Origin of the sequence: Aeromonas sp. QDB56 (assembly GCF_027705505.1) — a bacterium.
Lineage (GTDB): Bacteria > Pseudomonadota > Gammaproteobacteria > Enterobacterales > Aeromonadaceae > Aeromonas > Aeromonas caviae.
Window position 1 is genome coordinate 15,840 of the sequence record NZ_JAPDBZ010000008.1, and the last position, 21,762, is coordinate 37,601.

Genomic DNA, 21,762 nt, shown 5'->3' on the forward strand with positions numbered 1-21,762 from the left:
GTCGAGAGGCGAAGTAATCAAGTCAGTCACCGCCAAGAAAGCCGACGGCACCACCAATCTGCCGCTGACCACCGAGCAGCTGGCAGCTATCGAGAATGCCTTCAGCATCAGCGCGGCGGCGGGTAATGACAATAACGGCACCGTCAATTGGGTCTACGACATCAAAGCCAGCGACCTGGAGTTCCTGGCTGAGGGTGAAGTGGTTACCGCGGTGTTTACTATCACCGTTGATGACGACAATGGCGGCACGGCGACCCAGGACGTGACTGTCACCCTGACCGGCAGCAACGATGTGCCGGAGATCAGTGTGGTGGATGTGACCGGCGAGATCACCGATGGCAGCAGTGACCTGACTGACAGCGGGTCGATCAGCTTTACCGATGTGGACCTGACCGACCGCCCAACGGCGAGCGAAGTAACCAAGTCGGTTACCGCCAAGAAAGCGGATGGCACCGCGCTGTTGCTGACCACCGAGCAGCTCGCGGCGATCGAGAATGCTTTCAGCATTAGCCCGGCGGAGGGTAATGACAACGACGGTACCATCAACTGGACCTATGACATTGACGCCGGCGACCTGGAATTCCTGGCTGAGGGTGAAGTGGTTACCGCCGTGTTTACCATCACCGTTGACGACGGCCAGGGTGGCACGGCGACCCAGGACGTGACTGTCACCCTGACCGGCAGCAATGATGTGCCGGAGATCAGCGTAGGTGATGTTGCCGGCGAGATCACCGACGGCAGCAGTGACCTGACTGACAGCGGTTCGATCAGCTTTAGCGATGTGGATCTGACCGACCGCCCGACGGCGAGCGAAGTAATCAAGTCAGTCACCGCCAAGAAAGCCGACGGCACCACCAATCTGCCGCTGACCACCGAGCAGCTGGCAGCTATCGAGAATGCCTTCAGCATCAGCGCGGCAGATGGGAATTTCAACGACGGTACTGTCGATTGGACTTACGACATCGACGCTGGTGACCTGGAATTCCTGGCTGAGGGTGAAGTCGTTACCGCGGTGTTTACCATTACCGTTGATGACGGCCAGGGCGGCACCGCGACCCAGGATGTGACCGTTACCCTGACCGGCAGCAACGATGCGCCGCAGGTCACTGTTGACGCGCCTGAGGACTTTACCGAAGCAGGTGATGCTGCCGCCCAGGATCTGGTGCAGTCCGGCGAGGTGCACTTTGCGGATGTCGATCTGACGGACACGATCAACGTCAGCTTTGAGTCGAATGACGATATCACCTGGAGCCGCGCGGATGACAGTGTCGTAGGTACGCTGCCTGCAGGGCTGGCTCAGGCTCTGGTTGACGCATTCAGCACCGGTGCCACCGGGCTGGATAACGAAGGAAGCATTGGCTGGACGTACGATGTCCGTGGCCTTGACCTGGATTTCCTCAATGCAGGAGATGAAATCAATTTCAGCTACACCGTGACAGTAGAAGACAGTCAAGGCGCGACTGATCAGGCTGTTGTGAACTTCCGGATCCTTGGCACCAACGATGCCCCAGAAGTCACCGCGCGCGAGCTGAGCCGTGAGGAAACCACTGTGCAGCTGGGCGACCGCTATGCGCTCGAAGTGGACAGTCTGTTCTCCGACAAGGACTCGACGCTAAGCAGAGAGGACCTGGACTTCAGCATCAGCGGACTGCCGCGCGGGCTGGTTTACAACCCGGAGACCGGCTCGATCTCAGGTTCGCCGCGCGAGCCAGGTGTGTTCGAGGTTCAGGTAACGGCAATTGATGCCGAGGGTGCCACTGTCTCCAGAGTGTTTGAGCTGACGGTGACTGCCGTGCCTAACGAAGCTCCGGCCAATCCGGGTCCGGGCAGCACTCCGCCCGCGGCGCCCGATAGTGACTTCCAGCCGGTTGAACTCCCGCAGTCGGGTATGCCAGATGGGCTTGTCAGCGAGAGCGGCGACACGCGTGACCCGCTCGATTCCAGTGGCTTTATGCCGTCGTCCGGCCTTGGCTTCGAAAGTGTTGTTGAAGATGCCATTGGTGAAGGTAGCGAGCCGTCTGATGATCTGCAGGGTGCGGACAACGGTAGTGAAGACCGATCCGAGCAGGTCATTCTGTCCGAGCCCGGCGCCATCGCGGTCCAGGTCAGGAACTCCGATGGGTCAACGACCGTTCGCGCATCGGTTGACGTCAATGTAAACGAGGCTGGTCAGGTCGAGTTCACCCAGGTTCAGCAGGATGCATTCGATGTTGTTTCTCTGGTGGTAACCAGCATCCAGAGCAATTCCGAAGGGCAGGTGGTGATCGCGATTCAGGACACCAGCACCAACGGTGGTTCCCAGCGATACGGCGGAACGCTGTCGAGTGGTGAACAGCTCCCCGGCTGGATTCAGCTGGATCCAACCACTGGGTCGGTCACCATCAGCAATCCGCCTGCTGGTCAGAAAGAGGTCAGTATCCGGGTTCAGGCGATCGGCTCCGACGGGCAGATTCGTGTGCTTGAGCTCAAGCTTGACCTTGAGGAGCTGTTCAAGCGGGCGGCCGGCGCTGATGCGGAAACTGCGGAGCCTGCCGACGTCGAGTCAACGGGATTCATTCCGCTGAATGACCAGTTGGCTGCGGAAATAGCGGCACGTGACCACTATGGCAGCCGACTCGTGTCGATGCTCCAGTCAGTTTAAGGGGTATTGGTGAGCGATACTGTCGCGGCCCTTTTGGGGCTTGAACAGCAACTGCGCAAGGCTGAAAGCCTTGCGCAGTTGTTTTATACATTGGTCAATCAGACACATACCTGCGTGCCTTACACCCAGAGCGTTTTGCTGGTCGGTGAGCGCCTGCAGCGGCCGCACGTCGTTGCCGCGTCTGATTTGCCTACCGTTGATTACACCTCACCCTACATCGCCTGGGTTGAGCAATTGGCGCGTTTTGTAATTGGGCAGGGGAGTCCGGAAAATCAGACCCAGCTGAGGCCGGCTGATCTGAGCGCGGACCTTGCCAACGAATGGCGAGAGCTTGGTCTGCCCGACCATATCCTTTGGCAACCGCTGCGGATCGAGGCCAGAAATGGCGAGGTTGCAGGCGTTCTGCTTCTTCTGCGAGACAAAAACTGGAGCGAGGCCGAGCAGAGTGTGCTGCAGCATCTGGCGGGAAGTGCCGGGCACGCGCTCTTTGCGCTGCGTCGCGGTCAGCAGTTCACTCGTTTGAAAAGCAATCTGCAGCACCGCAAGGTGTGGCTGGCCAGCCTGTTGGCGGTTCTGCTGATAATGCTGCTACCGGTGCGCCTGAGCACCCTGGCGCCGGTTGAAGTGGTACCGAAGTCTCCCCATGTTGTCGCAGCCCCCCTGGAAGGGGTGGTCAGGCAGGTAGCGGTAAAGCCCAATCAGCAGGTGCGCCCGGGCGATGTGCTGATCGAGCTTGAGCAAAGTGAGCTTGCCAGTAAGGAGGCGGTTGCCAGGCAGGCGTTATCCGTTGCCGAGGCCGAGTTGAAAACGGTTCAGCAGGGCGGCTTTCTGGATCCCACGCAGAAAGCCAGGCTCGCCGAACTGGAAGCGCAGGTTCGTTTGAGACAGGCCGAGTGGCAGTTTGCCCGGGACCAGCTGGAACGCTCGGTGATTACGGCTGACCGGCCGGGTGTTGCGGTACTTGACAACCCGGACGACTGGAAGGGCCGGCCTGTGAGGGTAGGGGAACGGATTATGCAGGTTGCGGATCCGACCCAGGTGGAGTTCAGAATCATGCTACCGGTCAAGGATTCGATTTCCCTGGTATCGGGATCGGAGGTAAGGGTTTTTCTCGACAATGATCCTCTGCATGCCTGGTCGGCACAGCTCAGTGAGTCCGGTTACGAACCACAGACGACGCCGGATCAGCAGCTGGCCTACCGTTTGATCGCACAGCTCAGCGAGTCTGAGCTGCAGGCAGAGTCTCCCCGTGTTGGCCTGCGTGGTACCGCCAAGGTGTACGGTGAGAAGGTGAGCATCTTCTTCTACCTGTTTCGCCGCCCCATTACCTCGGTTCGGCAGTGGCTGGGATGGTAGAGTTCAGGCTACCTGCACTCAGGCAGGACCTGAAGCTGCTGCCGGGAGGGCATGACGAAGATGGTGCGCCACGTTATCTGCTGCATGATCGAGTGCGTAACCGTTATTTCACCCTGTCGATAGACGCCCTGGCGCTGATTCGCCACTGGCAGCCAGGCCGCACGCTGGAAGAGATGCATGCATTTCTGCAGGCCCGAGGGCTGGATCATGCGGTCGATGAGATTCGTGCGTTTTCCGAATTTCTGATTGCAAACAACCTGGTGCTTGCCCGCAGCAACGGCGCCAGTGACGCCTTTTATCGTCAACAGCAGGGCAGCCGGCCCAGCGTCTTGCAATGGTTACTGCATAACTATCTGTTTATTCGAATTCCGCTGTTTCGGCCTGACAACTGGCTGAATAAAGTCGGCCCGGAGCTGTCATGGCTGCTCGGCAGTACTGCACATCGGATCGTTATGGTTCTCGGCGTCCTGGGCGGCCTGCTGGTGCTGCGCCAATGGGACGAGTTCAGTGCGACCTTTCTTTACTTCTTCAGCCTGGAAGGGTTTCTGCTTTACGGTCTGACGCTGGTGCTGGTCAAGAGTGCCCATGAATTGGGGCATGCGCTGGTATCGCAAAGACTAGGTTGCAGAGTGGCGTCCATGGGCGTCGCATTCCTGGTGATGTTTCCGGTGCTGTATACCGATACTACGGATGCCTGGAAGCTGAAGTCCCGTCGTGATCGCCTGCGTATTGTCACTGCTGGCGTCCGAACAGAGCTCTATCTCGCGCTCATTGCCACGTTCCTGTGGGGTGTCCTGCCGGATGGTTCGCTGCGCAGTGCCGCGTTTTTTATTGCGACCACCAGTTGGGTTACCTCTGTCCTGGTCAACATCAGTCCGTTTATGCGGTTTGACGGGTACTACGCGTTTTCCGACTTGATTGGGGTAGAGAACCTTCAACAGCGTGCGTTCGAACTCGGACGCTGGCGGTTGCGTCGCTGGCTATGGGGGCTGAATGATCCGCTGCCGGAGCCGATGCCACGTCGACGCGCACGGCTGCTGATTCTCTATGCCTGGGGCACATGGTTGTACCGCTTTTTCCTGTTCCTGGGTATTGCTCTGCTGGTGTATCACTTTTTCTTCAAGGTGCTTGGCATCTTTCTATTCATTGTCGAGGTGCTCTGGTTCATCGTCATGCCCATATTCAAGGAAGTACGTACGTGGCGAGAGCGTCGCGCTGATTTTCACTGGACAGGCTGGCGATTGGCCGGGTGGGCACTGCCATTGCTGGCGCTAGTCTGGATGTTGCTGCCCTTGTCGGTTGATGTTCGGCTTCCATCCGTCTTGCGTGCTCAGCAGGTGCAATCGCTGTTTGCGTCGGAGCCGGCTCAGGTAGTGGCGGTTCACGTGCAGTCCGGCGATCGTGTGACGGCGGGTCAGGTACTTGTGCAATTGCAGTCGCCGGAACTCAGGCAGCAAGTGCAGGAAACGCTGGAACAGCTTCAGCTGGTTCGCCTGAAGCTCTCTCGTCAGTCGACTTTTCGTGATGACCAGGTCGCTCAGGCGGTCAACCTTGAGCGTCTGCAGCAGTTGAATGAACAGTTGGCCGGGTTGCGCCAGCGGGAGGCGAAGCTGGTCGTCAGGGCTCCGATCAACGGGTTTGTCGGCGCCATGGCAAGCCTGTCTGACAACCAGTGGATCGGACGCGATGAGCCGATTCTTACTCTGGTCAACAGTGACCAACTGATCATTGAAGGATTGGTAAACGAGCGTTATCTGACCTCTCTTGAACACGGTCAGGTCGGTGTATTTGTCGCATCCTCCGGTGAGGGCGAGCGAATACCTGTGCGGGTTGCACAAATCGATATCAGCGCTGTTCCGGCGTTGCCCTACGCAGAGCTCGGCTCTGACGCGGGCGGCCCTATCGCGGCGCGACTCAAGGATGACCGGCTGATACCGGAAGCTGCACATTATCGCGTTGAAATGACGCTTGAAGGCCCCGTACCCGAGGTTCTTCGACAGAAAAGGGAGGCCGGCGTGGCCGTCATTGAAGGCAAGCCACGGAGTGCATTGCTGCATCAGTTGCAGCGTTTGATTGCGCTTTTTATTCGGGAGTCCGGATTCTGAGCAAAATGATTTGCGCGCCTGCCCGATCCATGAGCGGTGCGCTGGCATGCAGGTGCAGAATGTCACGCGGGGCAAAGGCACCCCCAGGCTACCAGTTCTGCCAGTGCCGGTATGGCTTCGGCTTCATCCTCTGAACTAAACGCCAGCACCTGACTGAGCGTGCTGCCTGACCGAAAGGGCGCTAGCAGATCAGCCTGAAGCGAGCTTATCCGCTCCGTGTGAAGTTGCCACTGAGGGCGCCACACCAGCACGTTTTCCGGTTGCCAGTCTTCGGCGCAAGGCATCGGCAGCTGGTCTGTCTGGCTTTGCCATATCCGTAACAGCGGGCTGGTTGAGCTCGCCAATGCTGAAGTCACACGCATCAAGCTTATTGAAACAAGTGGCCTGGATAGCTTCCTCTGGGAGCAGATGAAGCGCGCCTACGGTTATGTGTCGCAGCAGCCGGGACTGCACGACTTCGTGATCGAGCTGTTCAAGGCTTGCTTCATGATGGGCACGGATCCTGAGTACAAGTCGCGCTTGTCTGCAGAGTCCTTAGTCTTTCTCCGGCGCTGGAAGGACAGCCGTTCGCATGAGAGCAGCTTCGAGCTGCTCTCTGCGCAGTGTGCAGAGGTGCTACAGATTGGTGACAAGCTGCATAAGCTCGATTATCGAGCCCTCCTGGATCTTGATTACTTTGAGCTGATCGACCGCAAGATCCTCAGTGAGCTGGTTCGCGCGACGGTAGTCCGAACGGCGACTGCTGCCGATGTCGAACAATCTGTGCGTCAACGGCGCCAGAGCCATTGGTTCAGCCATTTCGAGGATGTCTATCTGGCGCTGGACCATGCCGCGCAGTTCTTGCAGACGTTGGATGCAGCCAAGCTGGAAATGGCCTCCTTGGCCGATGGCGTGGAGAAGTATGCCAAGAGCTGGTATCGGCTAGATCAGCTGTATCGCAAATTCGTCCATCACGCGCGCAAGTCTGGCCAGGCCTCCTTGCTGGAGGAGCTCAGCGCTCAGATCGAAAACCAGTACACCAACAACTATCTGGCTCGTCTCAATGATCGTTGGCAGCAGTTTGTGGACTCTGCTCCGAGCTGGACGGCTGCTCCGATCATGCTGCAGCGGAATTTCTTCAGCCGCTGTGTAAAGCCCTTCCTGGAGCGCAAGACTAAGGTCTGCGTGCTGATCTCGGATGCCTTCCGCTACGAGGTAGGCGAAGAGCTTCAGAGCCTGATTCGCCGTGAAGACCGCTTTGAGGCCGAGCTGGAGCCGGCGCTTTCCATGTTGCCGAGTTACACGCAGCTGGGTATGGCCGCACTGCTACCTAACCAGGCACTGCAGCTGGCTGAAAACGATAGCGGCGATGCAATAGTGGATGGTCAGAGCGCTCAGGGCTCGACTAATCGCGGCAAGATCCTTGCTGCTGCGGTGCCGAGTTCTGCTGTTGTTTTGGCCAAGGATCTGCTGGCTATGAACCAGGCCGACTCACGGGCACTCCTGCGTGATAATGATGTGGTTTACGTCTACCACAACCTGATCGATAAGACTGGCGATACCCGTGATACCGAGGAGCGGGTATTTGCTGCGGCAGAAGAGACATTGTCCGAGCTTGTCCGGCTGATAAAGAAACTGACCAACGCCAATGCCAGCAACCTGTTGGTCACTGCAGATCATGGCTTCATCTACCAGCACCGACCGCTGGAGGAGAGCGATTTTCTCAGCAACGTACCGGAAGGCGACGAGGTGCTCTATCGCGACCGACGTTTCGTCCTTGGGCGCGGTCTGCGTAGTCAAGCAGGTTTCCGGACATTCACCCCTGAACAGCTGGGACTTGAAGGATCGCTGGATGTACAGATCCCTAAGTCGATCAACCGCTTGCGTCTCAAAGGCTCAGGCAGCCGGTTCGTACATGGCGGAGCCACGTTGCAAGAAGTGGTGATCCCGGTTGTGCGTATCAACAAAAAGCGCCAAAGCGATGTGGGCAGTGTCGACGTCGAGTTCATCGGTGGCGGCAGCAGGAGTATCACGACTGGCCAATTGGCTGTTGTGCTGTATCAGTCCGAGGCGGTCACCGAGAAGAAACAAGCTCGCCGCTTGCGTGCAGGCCTGTATACCCTGGACGGGGAGCTGATCTCCGACTCGCATGAGCTGACGTTCGATTTTGCGTCCGATAACCCGCGTGAGCGCGAGCTGTCGGTGCGCTTCATCCTGAGCCGGAAAGCCGATGAAGCAAACAACCAGCAGGTTGAGCTACGACTCGAAGAGCAGGTTGAAGGCACCTCGCATTTCACCCAGTACAAGGCCACTCGGTATACGATTCGTCGTTCGTTCACCAGTGAATTCGATTTTTAAGCGGGAGCCTTCATGAGTCAGCTCGATGACAAGATCAACCAGCATTTCGCGGGTTTAGTCGTTCGCAAGGATCTTGTCAAAGCTGTTAAGGGCAACGCCATCGTGCCGTCCTACGTGCTGGAGTACCGTAAGCGTCCGCCGAACTCACCTTGCGTGATTCAGGCAGGTACCCACTGATGCGGCAGTAGTTGGCCGATCTCACTCGCCCGCTGCGTCGGCAGTCGTGTCAGCACGTCCTTGAGATAGGCATACGGATCATGTCCATTCATCCGCGCCGACTGGATCAGGCTCATGATCGCCGCCGCGCGTTTGCCGCTGCGTAGCGACCCGGCAAACAACCAGTTCGAGCGCCCCAGTGCCCATGGCCGGATCTGGTTCTCGACCTGGTTGTTGTCGATGGGCACAGCTCCATCCTCCAGGTAGCGCGTCAGCGCTACCCAGCGTTTGAGGCTGTAATCCAAGGCTTTTGCCGTGGCTGATCCGTTGGGCACAAGATCACGCTGGGCCAGCATCCAGTCATGCAGCGTATCGAGGATCGGTGAGGCCTTTTCCTGCCGTATTCGCCAGCGCTCTTCATCGCTCATGTCCCGTGCCTGCCGCTCGATTTCGTATAAACCGCCCATCGCGTGCAGTGCCTGTTCAGCCAACTGGCTTTTGTTCGCCGCGTGAAGATCGAAGAACTTGCGGCGGGCGTGGGCCATGCAGCCAATTTCGGTGATGCCCTGCTCGAAGCTGGCCTTGTAACCGGCGAAGTCGTCGCAGACCAGCTTGCCGTTCCACTGACCCAGAAAATTGCGCGCATGCTCACCAGCACGGCTGGGGCTGAAGTCGTACACCACGGCCTTCAGATCGGTGAAGGGCGTGGTGCTGTAGGCCCAGACGTATGCCCGATGGGTTTTCTTCTCGCCTGGGGTGAGCATTTGCACCGGGGTTTCGTCAGCGTGGATCACGCGTTGGGCCAGCACGGCTTCGCGCAGCGCATCGACCAGCGGCTGGAGCTGCACGCCGGTTTGTCCGACCCACTGGGCCAGTGTCGAGCGAGCGATGGCCAGGCCGGCACGGGCAAAGATTTTCTCCTGCCGGTACAGCGGCAGGTGGTCGGCGAATTTGGCCACCATCACGTGAGCCAGGAGGCCGGCGGTGGGGATGCCCTTGTCGATCACCTGGGCCGGCACAGGGGCCTGGATCAGGGTTTCGCACTGGCGACAGGCCCATTTGCCACGCACGTGCTGCTCAACGGTGAACACGCCCGGCGTGTAATCCAGCTTTTCGCTGACGTCTTCACCGATGCGTTGCAGCTGGCAGCCGCAGGCGCACTGGGTGTTCTCCGGCTCGTGACGAATCACGGTTCGCGGAAATTGCGCGGGCAGCGCTGTGCGCTTGGGTTGTTGGCGTGGTTCGGCTGGAGCAACCGGAGGATTGACGGCTTTCAACTCCGCCTCGATGGCGGCGATGTCGGTGTCGAGCAGGTCATCCAGCAGGCTGCCCTGGTCAGGGCTCAGCTGCTCGCTGCGCTTGGCGAACTTGTGCCGCTTGTACCAGGCGATTTCGTGGGTGAGCTGCTCGATGATGGTTTGATCACGGTGGATCTTTTTGCCCATCGAATCGACCTGCGTGAGCAACTGCGCGGCCAGGGCGCGCAGTTGCTCAGCTGTCAGTTGGTCGAGATTGGGCGAGGAAGTCATGCCGCTGATTGTGCCAGAGCAGGCGCTCAGCGCAGATACACCGATGGGCTAATGGCTGGTGCTACAGCACTGTGATTGCGCCGGCTGCACCAACGCGCTGCCAGGGCAAACCCAGAACCAACGCCTGAAGTTGCTCGCCGTCGAGTTCGACTTCCGAACCGTGGCGGATGCCTGGCCAGTGAAACTTGCCCTGGTTCAATCGTCGTGCGGCCAGCCAGATACCCACGCCGTCATGCACCAGGACTTTCATGCGGTTGGCGCGACGATTGGCGAAGAGATAGGCGCAGTGGGGCTTCGCGGCACCGAACACCGCCACCACGCGGGCCAACGCGGTTTCAGTACCCGCGCGCATGTCCATGGGTTCGGTGGCGAGCCAGATGGTATCGATGCGGATCACTGGGTGAGCCCACGGACAAAGCGGGCGCAGCCTTCAGGGTCGGAGGCTGGCCATTTGACGGTGATCGCTTGCTCGCCAAGCGGTAGCTCGATCATCACCGATGCTTCAGTCGACCGTTTAGGCGCAGCCCTCACTGGAACGAATGCCGGCAACGCAGCTGGCAGTTGATCTCGATAAAGCGGTAGCCACTTGCGAATGACGTTGGCGTTGATGCCGTGGCGGATGGCAACGCTGGAGACGGTCGCGCCGGGTTGCAGGCACTCCTGAACAACCTGGGCCTTGAATGGTTTGGGGTAAGAGCTTCGTTGGCGCATGGGAATCCCGGCGATAAGGGCTATCGCGTCCGCTTAAAAATACGCGGACACCATCGCCCTTAATGCTGGAGTTCGGAAGGTGACTTGGCTGGACGCTTACGGAGTACCTGCTGGGCCAGTACTGCGCAACGAATGATGAGTCGACGATTCAAACCGGCATCGAGACGGTTAAAGAAATCCTGCGCAAGCACTATGTGCATCGCAACGAAGCGGGACTAGTGCGTTCGACGATTAAGGAGAAGGGGCGCCACAAGGTCATTGACCGTATAAGTGTTTCTCTCAACGACAAGGACGATGTGTACGAGGCTGAATTCGCCAACCTCGGGATAAAGAAGGTGCTGATCGACTCCAGCACAGTGAAAGCACATCAGAAGCTGTTGGTCGGTGGGGTATGGTGCATCGCTGATCTGGAGTATGACTACACCGAGGATAAGTCCGCCTCTCCTTGGGTGCTGGCGTCGCTTAAGCCTATCCAGATCTCTCGTTTTGATTTCGACGGCTATTTGGAGTCTCGCAAGCAGTTCACCACGGACGAGTGGATTGATCTGCTTATCCAGAGCATCGGCTTCAATCCGCAGATGTTCGGCAAGCGCAACAAGCTCTTGCAGCTGATCCGTCTGATTCCATTCTGCGAGCGGAACTACAATCTGATCGAGCTAGGGCCAAAGGGCACCGGCAAGTCGCACGTCTACTCCGAGTTTTCGCCCCACGGCATCCTGATTTCCGGCGGAGAGGTGACGGTGCCCAAGCTGTTTGTCCACAACGGTACGGGCAAGCTCGGCCTGGTTGGCTACTGGGACGTGGTGGCCTTCGACGAGTTCGCCGGCAAGCAGAAGCGGGTGGACAAGGCGCTGGTCGACATCATGAAGAACTACATGGCCAACAAGTCGTTCTCGCGGGGTGTGGAAACCCTTGGGGCCGAGGCCAGCATGGTGTTCGTGGGCAACACCGATCACACCGTTCCGTACATGCTTAAGCACAGCGACCTATTCGATCCGCTGCCGGAGAAATTTCACGACTCGGCCTTCCTCGATCGCCTGCACAGCTACATTCCGGGCTGGGAAGTGGACGTAATCCGTGGGGAGATGTTCTCCAGCGGCTACGGCTTTGTGGTCGATTATCTGGCCGAGATCCTTCGTTCACTGCGCAGCCATGACTTCTCGGATCGCTACAAAGGTCTGTTCACGTTGTCGGATGAAATCTCCACGCGTGATCGTGACGGTATCAATAAGACCTTCTCCGGTCTGATGAAGATCCTCTTCCCTCATGGCGAGGCGACTGAGTCTGAAGTCGAGGATGTGCTGCGCTGTGCCATCGAAGGGCGTAAGCGGGTCAAGGATCAACTGCTGCGCATAGACACCACCTACCCAACTGTTCGTTTTGCCTATCAAGGAAAAGATGGCGTCGAGAAGCTTGTCAGCACCTTGGAGGAGGGGGAGCACCCGAACCAGTACCACCGGCGGGTGGCGACTGAGGTCTCGGAGTCAGATCTGTTCGATACGGCTAATGTCGCTCCTAGCGAGCCGGTTAGCGATGCGGCCAGTCCCCAGCCCATTCAACAGCCTGCTGGCTCGGTGAGTAAAGAGACAGAGCTGAAACCTCAGCACCTGATTATTCAGGAGAACCAGCGCGGTGTCACCTTCGATAGGCTGTTTGGGCCCTATCTGAAAGGGGCTAGGGACAGTCTGAAAAAGACTTTCTGATTTTGGCAAAATAGCCGAACGCCCCCCCACCGAGTTTTCTGATGAAGCAGATGACCTTCGCCGATGCCGAGTACGCCGGCAAGCGCAAGCAGACCCGCAAAGAGCTGTTCCTGATCGAGATGGGCCGGGTGGTGCCGTGGAAGGGGTTGATTGCCTTGATCGAGCCGCATTACCCCAAGGGTGAAGGTGGCCGTCCGGCGTACCCGTTGATGGCGATGCTGCGGGTTCATCTAATGCAAAACTGGTTCGGTTATAGCGATCCAGCGATGGAGGAGGCACTGTACGAGACCACCATCCTGCGGCAGTTCGCGGGGCTGAGCCTGGAGCGTATCCCCGACGAAACCACCATCCTCAACTTCCGTCGCCTGCTGGAGAAACACGAACTGGCTGGCGGAATTTTGGCCGTGATCAATGGCTATCTGGGCGACCGGGGTTTGTCGTTGCGCCAAGGCACCATCGTCGATGCCACGCTGATCAATGCGCCAAGTTCGACCAAAAACAAGGATGGCAAACGCGATCCGGAAATGCACCAAACCAAGAAGGGCAACCAGTACTACTTCGGAATGAAGGCCCACATTGGCGTCGATGATGAGTCGGGTTTGGTGCACAGCGTAGTCGGCACTGCCGCCAACGTCGCGGACGTTACCCAGGTCGACAAGTTGCTGCATGGCGAGGAAAACGTGATCTGCGCCGATGCCGGTTATACCGGTGTCGAGAAGCGTGCCGAACATGATGGTCGTGAGGTGATCTGGCAGGTGGCGGCACGGCGCAGCACTTACAAGAAACTGGGCAAGAGCAGCCTGCTCTACAAAGCCAAGCGCAAGATCGAGAAGACCAAAGCCCAGGTGCGGGCCAAGGTCGAGCACCCGTTCCGGGTGATCAAGCGCCAGTTCGGTTATGTGAAGACGCGCTTCCGTGGCCTGGCGAAGAATACGGCACAGCTGGTGACGCTGTTTGCGCTGTCGAACCTGTGGATGGCGCGCCGGCATTTGCTGACGAATGCGGGAGAGGTGCGCCTGTAATGTGGGAAATGGCCGCTGCGAGGTTATCGCGGCGGCCAGAAACACTGAAATGAGCGGGTGATCTGATCGTTTTTGATTGGTTTGCTGCTTTCAAAATCGGCGACGGCTGAAGTCGATTGAAAATACAGGACTACTTCAGACCATCCCTAAGCGGATCATCGTTATTGATCCGTACCTGCGGATGTTCCATCAACTGCGCAACCTGATGGAGCTGATGGAGACGATCAGCAAGCAGTTGGTTTCAGGTGAGGAAGTAGCTGTACATGTGGTCACCGTGGAGGATGAGTTCAATGGTGATCGCCAGACCGAAAGCCTGCAGAAAATTGCTGACGCATGTGCAGGGGTGGGTATCAATTTCACTTGGGCGTATGACACGACAGGGACTAAGCATGATCGTGACATCACCACTGATACGGGCTGGAAAATCGTGCTTGGACGTGGGCTGGACATCTTCCAGCGCTTCGAACTGAACGACGCGTTTAGCTTTGCGAACCGGCTGCAGCAACATCGCCAATGCAAGGAGTTCAGTGCGACGTTCGTTAAAGTCGGGGATGCCAGCGAGTGAGCGATCTTGCTCCTGGTAACCAGGCAGAGCAAAAAAAAGAAAGCAGACAGTGGCATGGTTACAGCCTCTCAGCTGTAACCATGCTTTCTGACCAACTAGCGTTCAGACTTCGGTAGCCGATTAAAGATCCAGCACGCCAACACCAGAGCGATCAGCAATGGCGGAAAGCGCACCATCAGAATCGTCAGTAGCAATATCGCTAGGCAGCCAGCCAGGATCCCGGCAAACATGAGCGCGGCTGCGAACGTGCGTAGCAGTAACTTCATATCGCCTCCTCACAGGTAGCCCAGTTCTGCCAGTGACACGCAGCCTTCGTCCGCCACTACGATGTGATCGAGCGTGCGCACACCGACTAGATTCAGCGCGTCCTGCAGTTTCGTGGTGAGGTTGCGATCCGCCATGCTGGGCTCAGGGTCACCCGAAGGGTGGTTATGCACCAGGATCAGGGCAGCGGCGTTGTGCTCCAGGGCGAGCTTCACGACCTCCCTGGGGTAGACACTGGCGCCGTCCAGGGTGCCGCGAAACACTTCCTCAAATGCAATCACTCGGTGTCGGCTGTCGAGCATGAGCAGGGCAAATACTTCATGCTCATAGTTGGCCAGCAATGTTTGCAGGTGGCAGAACACGTCCTTGGGGGAAGTCAGTGCTCGGCCCTTGCGCAGGCGCAGACTGGCCAGTTGCTTGGCCATCAGCAGGATGTCGTTTTCCGTCACCGGCGACTCGACCAGGTAGGTGCCTGTCGTGTCACTGGCTTTCAGCTTGTGCAGGCGCATGGCGGCCTCCTTGGTTTTGGTCTGTGGGTGGGGTTTGACGTGCAGCCTGTGCATCGAGCTTTTCAGCCAGGCTGGGTTTGGTGGGGTTGAGTTGAGACATTGTTGCTACAGCAGTTGCTTCACCCTCGGGGTAGAACTCATCGACGATGGCGCCGACATCCTCCTCGCTGTCCTCGAACGCACCGTTGCCGAAGCCGCGTCGTGCAGCCTCATCCAAAGCATCCTGGTTGAAGCCTGCAGCCTGCCGCTGCGAATCGAGTTCACTGGCGGACACCAGGGCCACGGCCATTTCCATGCCGCCGCGTACCGTCAGGTCGGCGTAGAAGATCGGCGTGCCATGGCTCTGGCGAGTCGACTTGCCACGCAGGCGCAGCTCCAGCGGCAGACAGGCTAGGCGGTTGCCTGAGATGGCCTGGAAGTAATGCAGACGAGCGGCGAGGGTGCGTATGCTGTTGAAGCCGGTGGTGCGGAACACGAAGCTGCCCAGCGGATCCTCATCGCCAATGACCACATTCAGTCGGCCATAGGGCTTGCAGGCACCGCCTTTGGCGAGCGGACAGGCATCCGGCGAAGGGCACGGCAACGACTGCATGCCGTCTTGGGTAACCCGCTTGCAGGTCTCGCCATTGCCGACGCAGATAGGACGTCCGGACTGCCGGTCGAACAGCGTGTAATCCGCGCGGAAATTCAGCTCTGGCTCGTTGAACAGCAGGCGTACCGGAATGCTGCGCAGCTTGTCGTCCTTGCCTTGGCGCAGCTCGTCGTTGAGGGGGTGCAACAGCCAGCCGTCCCTGCCTTGCACCTGGGAAGTGATGGTGAACTGGTCATCCTTCTCCGGCAGCCGCTTGCCGTTTTTCTCGATGACCTTGCCGATGGAAATCCGTCCGAGTACCGGCGGGGTGATAGCCAGACCTTTGAGCATGGTGACTCTCCTGGAAATGAAAAAAGGCCAGCCACGCAGCGCGAACTGCATGGACTGGCCAAGGGGAGGGAAGGTTTGGAAGAGTTGGGCTTCAGCTGACTAAGAAGCGCCGCGCACCCGGTTTCAGTAGTGTGTACTTGGCTTGTAGGTAGGGCTTGTCTTTGAGCAACTGAGCGACATCGAGACCGATGCTGTCCTTGGCTTTGCGCCAGCTGACATAGCCGCTGGAAAACTCCGCTCTGCTGGCATCGCCCATGGCCTGCTGCAGCATCTGCTTTAGCTCAGCCTCGCGTTTTTCCTTGTCGGCAATCGACTGACGAACTGCCCTCAGCTCGACGTAAGCCGCGCTGAGCCCGGCATGCTGGGTGAAGTCGACGACTTGGCCGTTGTCCTCCGGGTAGAGGCAGCGCAGTGCTGACTCTGCCGAAGCGGTGCCATCAGCCGGTGGCGGCGTATCAGTCTCCACGTAGTGCCAGAACTGGCGCTCCAGCTCGATCAGGCGAGCGATCATCTGCTCATCCCGCTCGATGCGGTGGATCTCCAGCGTCTGACCACCCAGCAGTACCGCCACATCCGCCGCCTGCTTGCCGGTGACGGCGAGCTGGTGCATCACCTGCAGTTGCACATACTCGGGTACGCCCTCTTTCCATAGGCGTGCGCCGTTTATGCCGGCGGTCTTGCATTCGAGGATTTGCACGCCATCGGCCCCGATCACCTCGCGGTCGATGTTGGCCAGCATCCAGGGCAGCTCCGGATCTGGGTGCTGCAGTACGGCGTTGATGCGCCGTACCTTGTTCTTCGTGCGCTTGCTGTAATGCCAGGCCACGATGGGCTCCAGCACGTTGCCCCAGTACATCGGGCTTTCCTCATCGTGCGGGTCGGCCTTGGGCAATGTGGTGTCGCGGCCGGTTTTTTCCATCCACAACTCCAGCTGCGATTTATACGGATTGAGGCCGACGGCTGCGCCGGCATCCGAGCTGCCGATGCCTTGCTTGCGGATCTGCAGCCAGTCCTCACGGGGCAATTCCTTGGTGCTGATCAGGCGTAGGGCTGGGCGGGGTTTGCTGGGGCTGCGGTTCAATGAAGTAGCTTTCATCATGTTTCTCCTGCAGGCATAAAAACGCCCAGCCAGCACAAGGCTGACCGGGCGTTTATGGTGGTAGGTGGATGGCTAGTTAGGGATATGCCTTTGACATATCCCGCTTGATTGGCACAATGGGCTATACGCAAGGCATATCCCCAGGAGGTTTCCATGGAACAAGGTGCAGTTTTTCAGAGCAACCGCAGTCAGGCGGTGCGTTTGCCCAAGGCGGTTGCGCTGCCTGAGGATGTGAAGCGGGTGGATGTAGTGGTAGTTGGTCGAGCCCGAATCATCACGCCGGCAGGCGAGGCCTGGGACGTCTGGTTCGATGGCGAAGGTGTGACCGCTGACTACATGGCGGATCGCGAGCAGCCTGCAGATCAAGAGCGAGATGCGTTCTGATGCTGAAGTACATGCTTGATACCAACATCTGCATTTTCACGATCAAGAATCGTCCTGAGCAGGTGCGGGAAGCCTTCAAGCGCCATTCAGGGCAGCTGAGCATCAGCACTGTCACCCTGATGGAGCTTATTTACGGCGCCGAGAAGTCCGCTAATCCCGAGCGTAATCTGGCGGACGTTGAAGGTTTTGCTGCGCGCCTGGAAGTACTGCCTTACGACGCTCAGGCAGCGGCTCATTCCGGGCAATTGCGAGCTGAGCTGGCTCGTATCGGCAAGCCTATTGGCCCGTATGATCAGATGATTGCAGGACACGCACGTGCCCAGGGACTGATTCTGGTCACGAATAATCTTCGTGAGTTCGAGCGAGTCCCAGGTTTGCGCGTCGAGGATTGGGTGAACGCCTGATTAAGGGCGATCATTTAATGCAGAGCAGCTGAACAACCCCTGATCACCCTTGTGGCGATCAGGGGTTGTGTTTATGCCGCATCAGCTTAAGCGGCGAGCTGCAGCGCTGCGTCCAAGGCGCGTTGCTTGATCTGCGCGCCCTGGCCGAACCAGGCTGAGTCGAGGCGATACTCAGTGCTGCGCGCCCGGCGCTCGTGATCGACGTACTCGGTGACGGCATTGAGCAGGCCCCAGGCGGTGCCACGTGCCGAGTCGAGCTGACTGCCACGGCCACGACCTTCGTACAGCTCCTGCACTTTGCGCAGAGCGCGCTCGTTCGGCAGCTGTTCAGGAAGCGGACCGGTCGGGCTGGTCTCACACATCACGTTCATAAAGAAGCTCAGTGCCTCATGCCACTGCACCTTGCGTTCCGCCAGGTGGCGCATGCGGTACATGAAGTCGTCCCATTGCGAGACGGCGACACCAAGCTGCTTCTTCACCAGCTCACCATCGAAGCGGGTGCTGTGCGGCACCTTGATCGCACGGCTGGTGCCGTCCAGGGCGATGGTGAGGGTGTTGTTGCAGACCACGCGAATGGTGGTGGGCGTTGCCGTGGTGGCCAGGGTGCCGTCGCAGGAAGTGGCCAACAGCAGGTAGCCATTCACTTGGTCGTTGCCCTTGAGCGCAGCGCCCTGGCCGGTGCGTGCAAGCGCCCAGAACTTGCGACCACCCTTGAGCACGCCAGCTGTTTCCAACTCGTAGCCGGAGACTTCGGTCAGGTCGCGATAGAACTCCAGCACTTCCCGTGGCTGCACAGTGTGGTAACGCTGCGAGACCACCGACAGCGGTGCCTTGGTGTCCGAACGGTAGAGCACCTTCTGCTCGGGGAATGAGTAGATCGCGCCCAGATGGCCGATTGCGTCCGACTTGAAGTGCACGGGGCTTTCCAGGATCTGCCAATCCATGCCGGCTTCGCGTTGCCAGGCTTCGATGGGCTGTTTCTGCGGCAGGTTGTTGCCCAGGCCGTGCCAGGGGGTAGCGCCGGCGTAAGCCATGGTTTCGACGAGATGAGCCATTACAATACTCCTTCTACGTATTTATACGTAATAACGTTTCGTTTATCGGTAAGATGAATTCAACGCTCATTTTGTGTAAAAGCAGTACCGCAGTGATGACATTCATAGTTGTCGAGTACGTGAGAATCAAACTCTTCACCCATCTTAGCGCCGGCCAAGCCTCCAGCAGTTCCACCGGCCAGGCCGCCCAGAATCGCGCCAGCCAGACTGCCAAGAGTAATACCCACGGGACCAGCGAAAGCCCCTATAAGCGCGCCGCTTTTTGCGCCAGCCATAGCGCCTGCTGCTCCGCTCGCCGTGCCGCCAACGGCACCAATAGCGCCCCCGACTTTCCGACCATGATTGCGCGCTACAACTCGAAGAGAACCGCAGGAAGGACAGCAAATACTCATCATTCAGACTCCTGTTCAAAAGAGGATACCCAGAGGTAGAAACGAGCCTTTCGTGCTCGTCTTCCCATGGGTAATAAAGGTCTGAAATATTTTTGAATCGACTTCTGCGGAGGGGCTTTAGGGCAAGCAGAGCTGCTGTGTGATTTTCCACGGGTGTTGAGCGGTACAGTGTTATTGCACCGTATTGCGCTGTCGGCTACTGTGCCGGGATAGCAATGCGAGATATCGCCGTGACCACTAGCAGCACCCTCCTGATGCGAGTCATCAAGGCCCTGGCCCGTTGGCGCTGGCGCGCCTGACTTCTCCTTGCCGGCTCGTCCGGTCCGTCCTTGTTCGTTCCTGCTTCCCTAGCCTTCGGCTGCTTACCCCTAGCTCACCGCAGCACAATAAAAAGCGGGTATATATGCGGGTGTCATGGCAGTAGAAGTTAATAAAAAAGCAGTAAAATCAAGAGGTTATGCTAAAAATGCTGCTAATGGTCGACAACGGATGCTTCTTCAGGTTGCGCAGCGAATCCCAACTGAAGGTGCCGATGGACACCATGATCATCACTGCCACCAGCGCAGCCATTGGGATCTGCTTCAGCCAGTCGCCGAGGAAAACCACCATCAGCAGCAGAAATACGCCTGCGGCAAGAGACGACAGGCGAGAACGACCGCCGGATTTCACGTTAATGATCGACTGACCAATCATCGCGCAGCCAGCCATACCGCCGATCAGACCCGAAGCAATGTTGGCCACGCCCTGGCCCTTGCACTCGCGGTTCTTGTCACTCGGGGTGTCGGTCAGGTCGTCGACAATGGTCGCGGTCATCATCGACTCCAACAGACCGACCACAGCCAGTGCTGCCGAATAAGGAAAGATGATGGCCAGCGTCTCGAATGTCAGCGGCACATCAGGCCAGAGGAAGATCGGTAGCGTATCCGGCAGTTCACCCATATCACCGACCGTGCGGATATCCAGACCAACCGACATGGCGACGGCGGTCAGCACGATGATGCACACCAGCGGCGATGGGATGAGCTTGCCGATCTTGGGGACATAGGGGAACAGATAGATGATGCCGAGGCCTGCGGCTGTCATGGCGTAGACGTGCCAGGTGACATTAGTCAGCTCGGGCAGCTGAGCCATGAAAATCAGGATCGCCAGTGCATTGACAAAACCGGTCACCACCGAGCGCGAGACGAAGCGCATCAGCGATCCGAGCTTCAGGTAGCCAGCAGCAATTTGTAGCACGCCACATAGCAGCGTGGCGGCCAGCAGATATTCAAGACCATGGTTCTTGACCAGAGTCACCATCAGCAGTGCCATGGCACCCGTTGCGGCCGAAATCATGCCTGGGCGGCCACCGACAAAGGCGATCACCACAGCGATACAGAAAGAGGCGTAAAGGCCGACCTTAGGGTCAACGCCAGCAATGATCGAGAAGGCGATGGCTTCAGGGATTAGGGCCAGTGCGACCACAAGACCGGCGAGGATGTCGCCACGGATGTTGGATAACCAGGTTTGTTTTAACGAGTGGAGCATCAGAATTCCCAAGGCAATGGATCGCGCAGCACAGCATGGCGCAGGCCAAGTGCAGCTGGTCGATACGAGGTCAAATGTCGGATGTAGAGGAGCTGTGGCGGGTGTTAAAACCTAAAGCACAGCAGAAAGCGACCGCTGGCAGAGCAAGCAGTCACAGATGATGCGGGGGGGCGAAGCGCTATGGCGGCGTAGGCAGCCAGATCATGTTTTGCAGGGTAAGCATGAGGTCTTATCGAGTGTCTTTAGTAACTCAATGGCCGCAACAGTCTACAGGAAGAGGGCAATTTCTGCGAGTCACCCCCGGACTAGGGCGTCCTGTTTGGATGTCAGCCTGAGCTATACCCTAACTGGATGTCAGGCAAGGCGCATCACGCCGTCAGAATAGAGTCCGCTTTCACATTCTTTGACACATGCTTGCCAAGGTCATAGATTTCAGCCTGACAAATTCAAGGCTTCGGGCGCAATGGAACCAAAAACCAACGCAAGCCCTGCCGCCCATCCAGCCCATGGAGGCATCTTGCAGGGACAACGCATCGGTTACGTCCGGGTCAGCAGCTTCGACCAGAACCCGGAACGCCAACTTGAACAGGTCGAGGTCGGCAAGCTGTTCACCGACAAAGCCTCGGGCAAGGACACCCAGCGTCCCCAGCTGGAGGCCATGCTCGGTTTCGTTCGCGAAGGCGACACCGTGGTGGTGCACAGCATGGATCGCCTGGCACGAAACCTCGATGATTTGCGCCGCCTGGTGCAGAAGCTGACCCAGCGCGGTGTGCGCATCGAGTTCTTGAAGGAAGGCCTGGTGTTCACCGGCGAGGACTCGCCGATGGCCAACCTGATGCTGTCGGTCATGGGGGCCTTTGCCGAGTTTGAGCGCGCCCTGATTCACGAGCGGCAGCGCGAGGGCATCGCCCTGGCCAAGCAGCGCGGTGCCTACCGGGGCCGCAAGAAAGCCCTCTCCGACGAGCAAGCCATCACGCTGCGGCAGCGGGCCGCTGCGGGCGAGCCGAAGGCGCAGCTCGCCCGCGAGTTCGGCATCAGCCGAGAAACCCTCTATCAGTACCTTCGCAAGGACGACTGAACC

At 58.4% G+C, this 21,762-nt stretch carries 19 protein-coding genes and 1 pseudogene; 11 read left to right on the forward strand and 9 right to left on the reverse strand.

Annotation, left to right across the window (positions count from 1 at the left end; genetic code table 11):
• The 5 genes from OKB81_RS02410 to OKB81_RS02430 all read left to right on the forward strand — a co-directional run.
• A partial coding sequence (locus OKB81_RS02410) for a VCBS domain-containing protein (protein WP_270805118.1) occupies window positions 1-2,641 on the forward strand: 2,641 nt, incomplete at its 5' end.
• Window positions 2,642-2,650: 9 nt separating this feature from the next.
• Window positions 2,651-3,997, forward strand: coding sequence for an efflux RND transporter periplasmic adaptor subunit (locus tag OKB81_RS02415; RefSeq protein ID WP_236544920.1), 1,347 nt, complete (start codon window positions 2,651-2,653; stop codon window positions 3,995-3,997).
• Complete coding sequence (locus OKB81_RS02420) at window positions 3,991-6,102, forward strand: HlyD family efflux transporter periplasmic adaptor subunit (protein ID WP_201035471.1); 2,112 nt, start codon at window positions 3,991-3,993, stop codon at window positions 6,100-6,102. Before OKB81_RS02415 ends, OKB81_RS02420 begins: the two co-directional genes overlap by 7 nt.
• Before the next feature lie 327 nt (window positions 6,103-6,429).
• Window positions 6,430-8,439: a BREX-1 system phosphatase PglZ type A gene (gene pglZ, locus OKB81_RS02425; protein ID WP_270670149.1), complete on the forward strand. Its 2,010-nt coding sequence runs from the start codon at window positions 6,430-6,432 to the stop codon at window positions 8,437-8,439.
• A gap of 12 nt (window positions 8,440-8,451) precedes the next feature.
• Window positions 8,452-8,616, forward strand: coding sequence for an anti-phage BREX system Lon protease BrxL (locus tag OKB81_RS02430; RefSeq protein ID WP_201035472.1), 165 nt, complete (start codon window positions 8,452-8,454; stop codon window positions 8,614-8,616).
• Here the strand turns inward: OKB81_RS02430 and tnpC are convergent.
• The 3 genes from tnpC to tnpA all read right to left on the reverse strand — a co-directional run bounded on the left by tnpC (window position 8,598) and on the right by tnpA (window position 10,835).
• Window positions 8,598-10,124 carry an IS66 family transposase gene (gene tnpC, locus OKB81_RS02435; protein WP_143507942.1) on the reverse strand — a complete coding sequence of 509 codons (1,527 nt, stop codon included), beginning with the start codon at window positions 10,122-10,124 and terminating at the stop codon, window positions 8,598-8,600. The genes OKB81_RS02430 and tnpC overlap by 19 nt on opposite strands.
• A 61-nt stretch (window positions 10,125-10,185) precedes the next feature.
• Entirely contained in the window at window positions 10,186-10,521 is a 336-nt protein-coding gene (gene tnpB, locus OKB81_RS02440; RefSeq protein ID WP_058173910.1) for an IS66 family insertion sequence element accessory protein TnpB, read from the reverse strand.
• Window positions 10,518-10,835, reverse strand: a complete 318-nt coding sequence (tnpA, locus tag OKB81_RS02445; RefSeq protein WP_071542627.1) for an IS66-like element accessory protein TnpA — start codon at window positions 10,833-10,835, stop codon at window positions 10,518-10,520. Before tnpA ends, tnpB begins: the two co-directional genes overlap by 4 nt.
• Before the next feature lie 110 nt (window positions 10,836-10,945).
• Here tnpA and brxL point away from each other — a divergent pair, with 110 nt between their 5' ends.
• The 3 genes from brxL to OKB81_RS02460 all read left to right on the forward strand — a co-directional run bounded on the left by brxL (window position 10,946) and on the right by OKB81_RS02460 (window position 14,125).
• Window positions 10,946-12,538 carry a BREX system Lon protease-like protein BrxL gene (gene brxL / locus OKB81_RS02450; RefSeq protein WP_270670147.1) on the forward strand — a complete coding sequence of 531 codons (1,593 nt, stop codon included), beginning with the start codon at window positions 10,946-10,948 and terminating at the stop codon, window positions 12,536-12,538.
• A 41-nt stretch (window positions 12,539-12,579) separates the two neighbouring features.
• Complete coding sequence (locus tag OKB81_RS02455) at window positions 12,580-13,560, forward strand: IS5 family transposase (protein ID WP_270670128.1); 981 nt, start codon at window positions 12,580-12,582, stop codon at window positions 13,558-13,560.
• A gap of 76 nt (window positions 13,561-13,636) precedes the next feature.
• Window positions 13,637-14,125 carry an MIT C-terminal domain-containing protein gene (locus OKB81_RS02460; RefSeq protein ID WP_270670126.1) on the forward strand — a complete coding sequence of 163 codons (489 nt, stop codon included), beginning with the start codon at window positions 13,637-13,639 and terminating at the stop codon, window positions 14,123-14,125.
• Between the two features lie 95 nt (window positions 14,126-14,220).
• Here the strand turns inward: OKB81_RS02460 and OKB81_RS02465 are convergent, their stop codons facing one another.
• The 4 genes from OKB81_RS02465 to OKB81_RS02480 all read right to left on the reverse strand — a co-directional run bounded on the left by OKB81_RS02465 (window position 14,221) and on the right by OKB81_RS02480 (window position 16,919).
• Window positions 14,221-14,391: a hypothetical protein gene (locus OKB81_RS02465; protein ID WP_270670124.1), complete on the reverse strand. Its 171-nt coding sequence runs from the start codon at window positions 14,389-14,391 to the stop codon at window positions 14,221-14,223.
• Window positions 14,392-14,400: 9 nt separating this feature from the next.
• Entirely contained in the window at window positions 14,401-14,898 is a 498-nt protein-coding gene (radC, locus tag OKB81_RS02470; RefSeq protein WP_270670122.1) for a RadC family protein, read from the reverse strand.
• The gene (locus tag OKB81_RS02475; protein ID WP_270670121.1) at window positions 14,870-15,820 is read right to left on the reverse strand and encodes a recombination directionality factor; all 951 of its coding nucleotides are present in this window, start codon (window positions 15,818-15,820) and stop codon (window positions 14,870-14,872) included. The genes radC and OKB81_RS02475 overlap by 29 nt, the downstream gene beginning before the upstream one ends.
• Before the next feature lie 91 nt (window positions 15,821-15,911).
• Complete coding sequence (locus tag OKB81_RS02480; RefSeq protein WP_270670119.1) at window positions 15,912-16,919, reverse strand: YqaJ viral recombinase family nuclease; 1,008 nt, start codon at window positions 16,917-16,919, stop codon at window positions 15,912-15,914.
• A gap of 153 nt (window positions 16,920-17,072) precedes the next feature.
• Here OKB81_RS02480 and vapB point away from each other — a divergent pair, with 153 nt between their 5' ends.
• Complete coding sequence (gene vapB / locus OKB81_RS02485; protein ID WP_003285520.1) at window positions 17,073-17,303, forward strand: type II toxin-antitoxin system VapB family antitoxin; 231 nt, start codon at window positions 17,073-17,075, stop codon at window positions 17,301-17,303.
• Window positions 17,303-17,707 carry a type II toxin-antitoxin system tRNA(fMet)-specific endonuclease VapC gene (gene vapC, locus OKB81_RS02490; protein ID WP_009408500.1) on the forward strand — a complete coding sequence of 135 codons (405 nt, stop codon included), beginning with the start codon at window positions 17,303-17,305 and terminating at the stop codon, window positions 17,705-17,707. The genes vapB and vapC overlap by 1 nt, the downstream gene beginning before the upstream one ends.
• Window positions 17,708-17,793: 86 nt before the next feature.
• Here the strand turns inward: vapC and OKB81_RS02495 are convergent, their stop codons facing one another.
• Together OKB81_RS02495 and OKB81_RS02500 are read right to left on the reverse strand one after the other, a co-directional pair.
• The gene (locus OKB81_RS02495) at window positions 17,794-18,762 is read right to left on the reverse strand and encodes a DUF932 domain-containing protein (RefSeq protein WP_253085966.1); all 969 of its coding nucleotides are present in this window, start codon (window positions 18,760-18,762) and stop codon (window positions 17,794-17,796) included.
• Between the two features lie 869 nt (window positions 18,763-19,631).
• Window positions 19,632-20,681 (reverse strand): annotated as a pseudogene (locus tag OKB81_RS02500) (SulP family inorganic anion transporter); the annotation flags it as partial.
• A 517-nt stretch (window positions 20,682-21,198) separates the two neighbouring features.
• Between OKB81_RS02500 and OKB81_RS02505 the strand changes: the two are divergent.
• Entirely contained in the window at window positions 21,199-21,759 is a 561-nt protein-coding gene (locus OKB81_RS02505) for a recombinase family protein (protein WP_131653834.1), read from the forward strand.
• The last annotated feature ends 3 nt before the right edge of the window (window positions 21,760-21,762 follow it).

Excerpts from the sequence above, each read along its gene's own strand:
- OKB81_RS02480 (WP_270670119.1), bottom strand. The coding sequence starts at position 16,919 with ATGATGAAAGCTACTTCATTGAACCGCAGCCCCAGCAAACCCCGCCCA.
- OKB81_RS02455 (WP_270670128.1), top strand. The coding sequence starts at position 12,580 with ATGAAGCAGATGACCTTCGCCGATGCCGAGTACGCCGGCAAGCGCAAG.
- OKB81_RS02495 (WP_253085966.1), bottom strand. The coding sequence starts at position 18,762 with ATGGCTCATCTCGTCGAAACCATGGCTTACGCCGGCGCTACCCCCTGG.
- tnpC (WP_143507942.1), bottom strand. The coding sequence starts at position 10,124 with ATGACTTCCTCGCCCAATCTCGACCAACTGACAGCTGAGCAACTGCGC.
- vapB (WP_003285520.1), top strand. The coding sequence starts at position 17,073 with ATGGAACAAGGTGCAGTTTTTCAGAGCAACCGCAGTCAGGCGGTGCGT.
- vapC (WP_009408500.1), top strand. The coding sequence starts at position 17,303 with ATGCTGAAGTACATGCTTGATACCAACATCTGCATTTTCACGATCAAG.
- radC (WP_270670122.1), bottom strand. The coding sequence starts at position 14,898 with ATGCGCCTGCACAAGCTGAAAGCCAGTGACACGACAGGCACCTACCTG.
- tnpA (WP_071542627.1), bottom strand. The coding sequence starts at position 10,835 with ATGCGCCAACGAAGCTCTTACCCCAAACCATTCAAGGCCCAGGTTGTT.
- OKB81_RS02475 (WP_270670121.1), bottom strand. The coding sequence starts at position 15,820 with ATGCTCAAAGGTCTGGCTATCACCCCGCCGGTACTCGGACGGATTTCC.
- OKB81_RS02420 (WP_201035471.1), top strand. The coding sequence starts at position 3,991 with ATGGTAGAGTTCAGGCTACCTGCACTCAGGCAGGACCTGAAGCTGCTG.
- OKB81_RS02465 (WP_270670124.1), bottom strand. The coding sequence starts at position 14,391 with ATGAAGTTACTGCTACGCACGTTCGCAGCCGCGCTCATGTTTGCCGGG.
- OKB81_RS02430 (WP_201035472.1), top strand. The coding sequence starts at position 8,452 with ATGAGTCAGCTCGATGACAAGATCAACCAGCATTTCGCGGGTTTAGTC.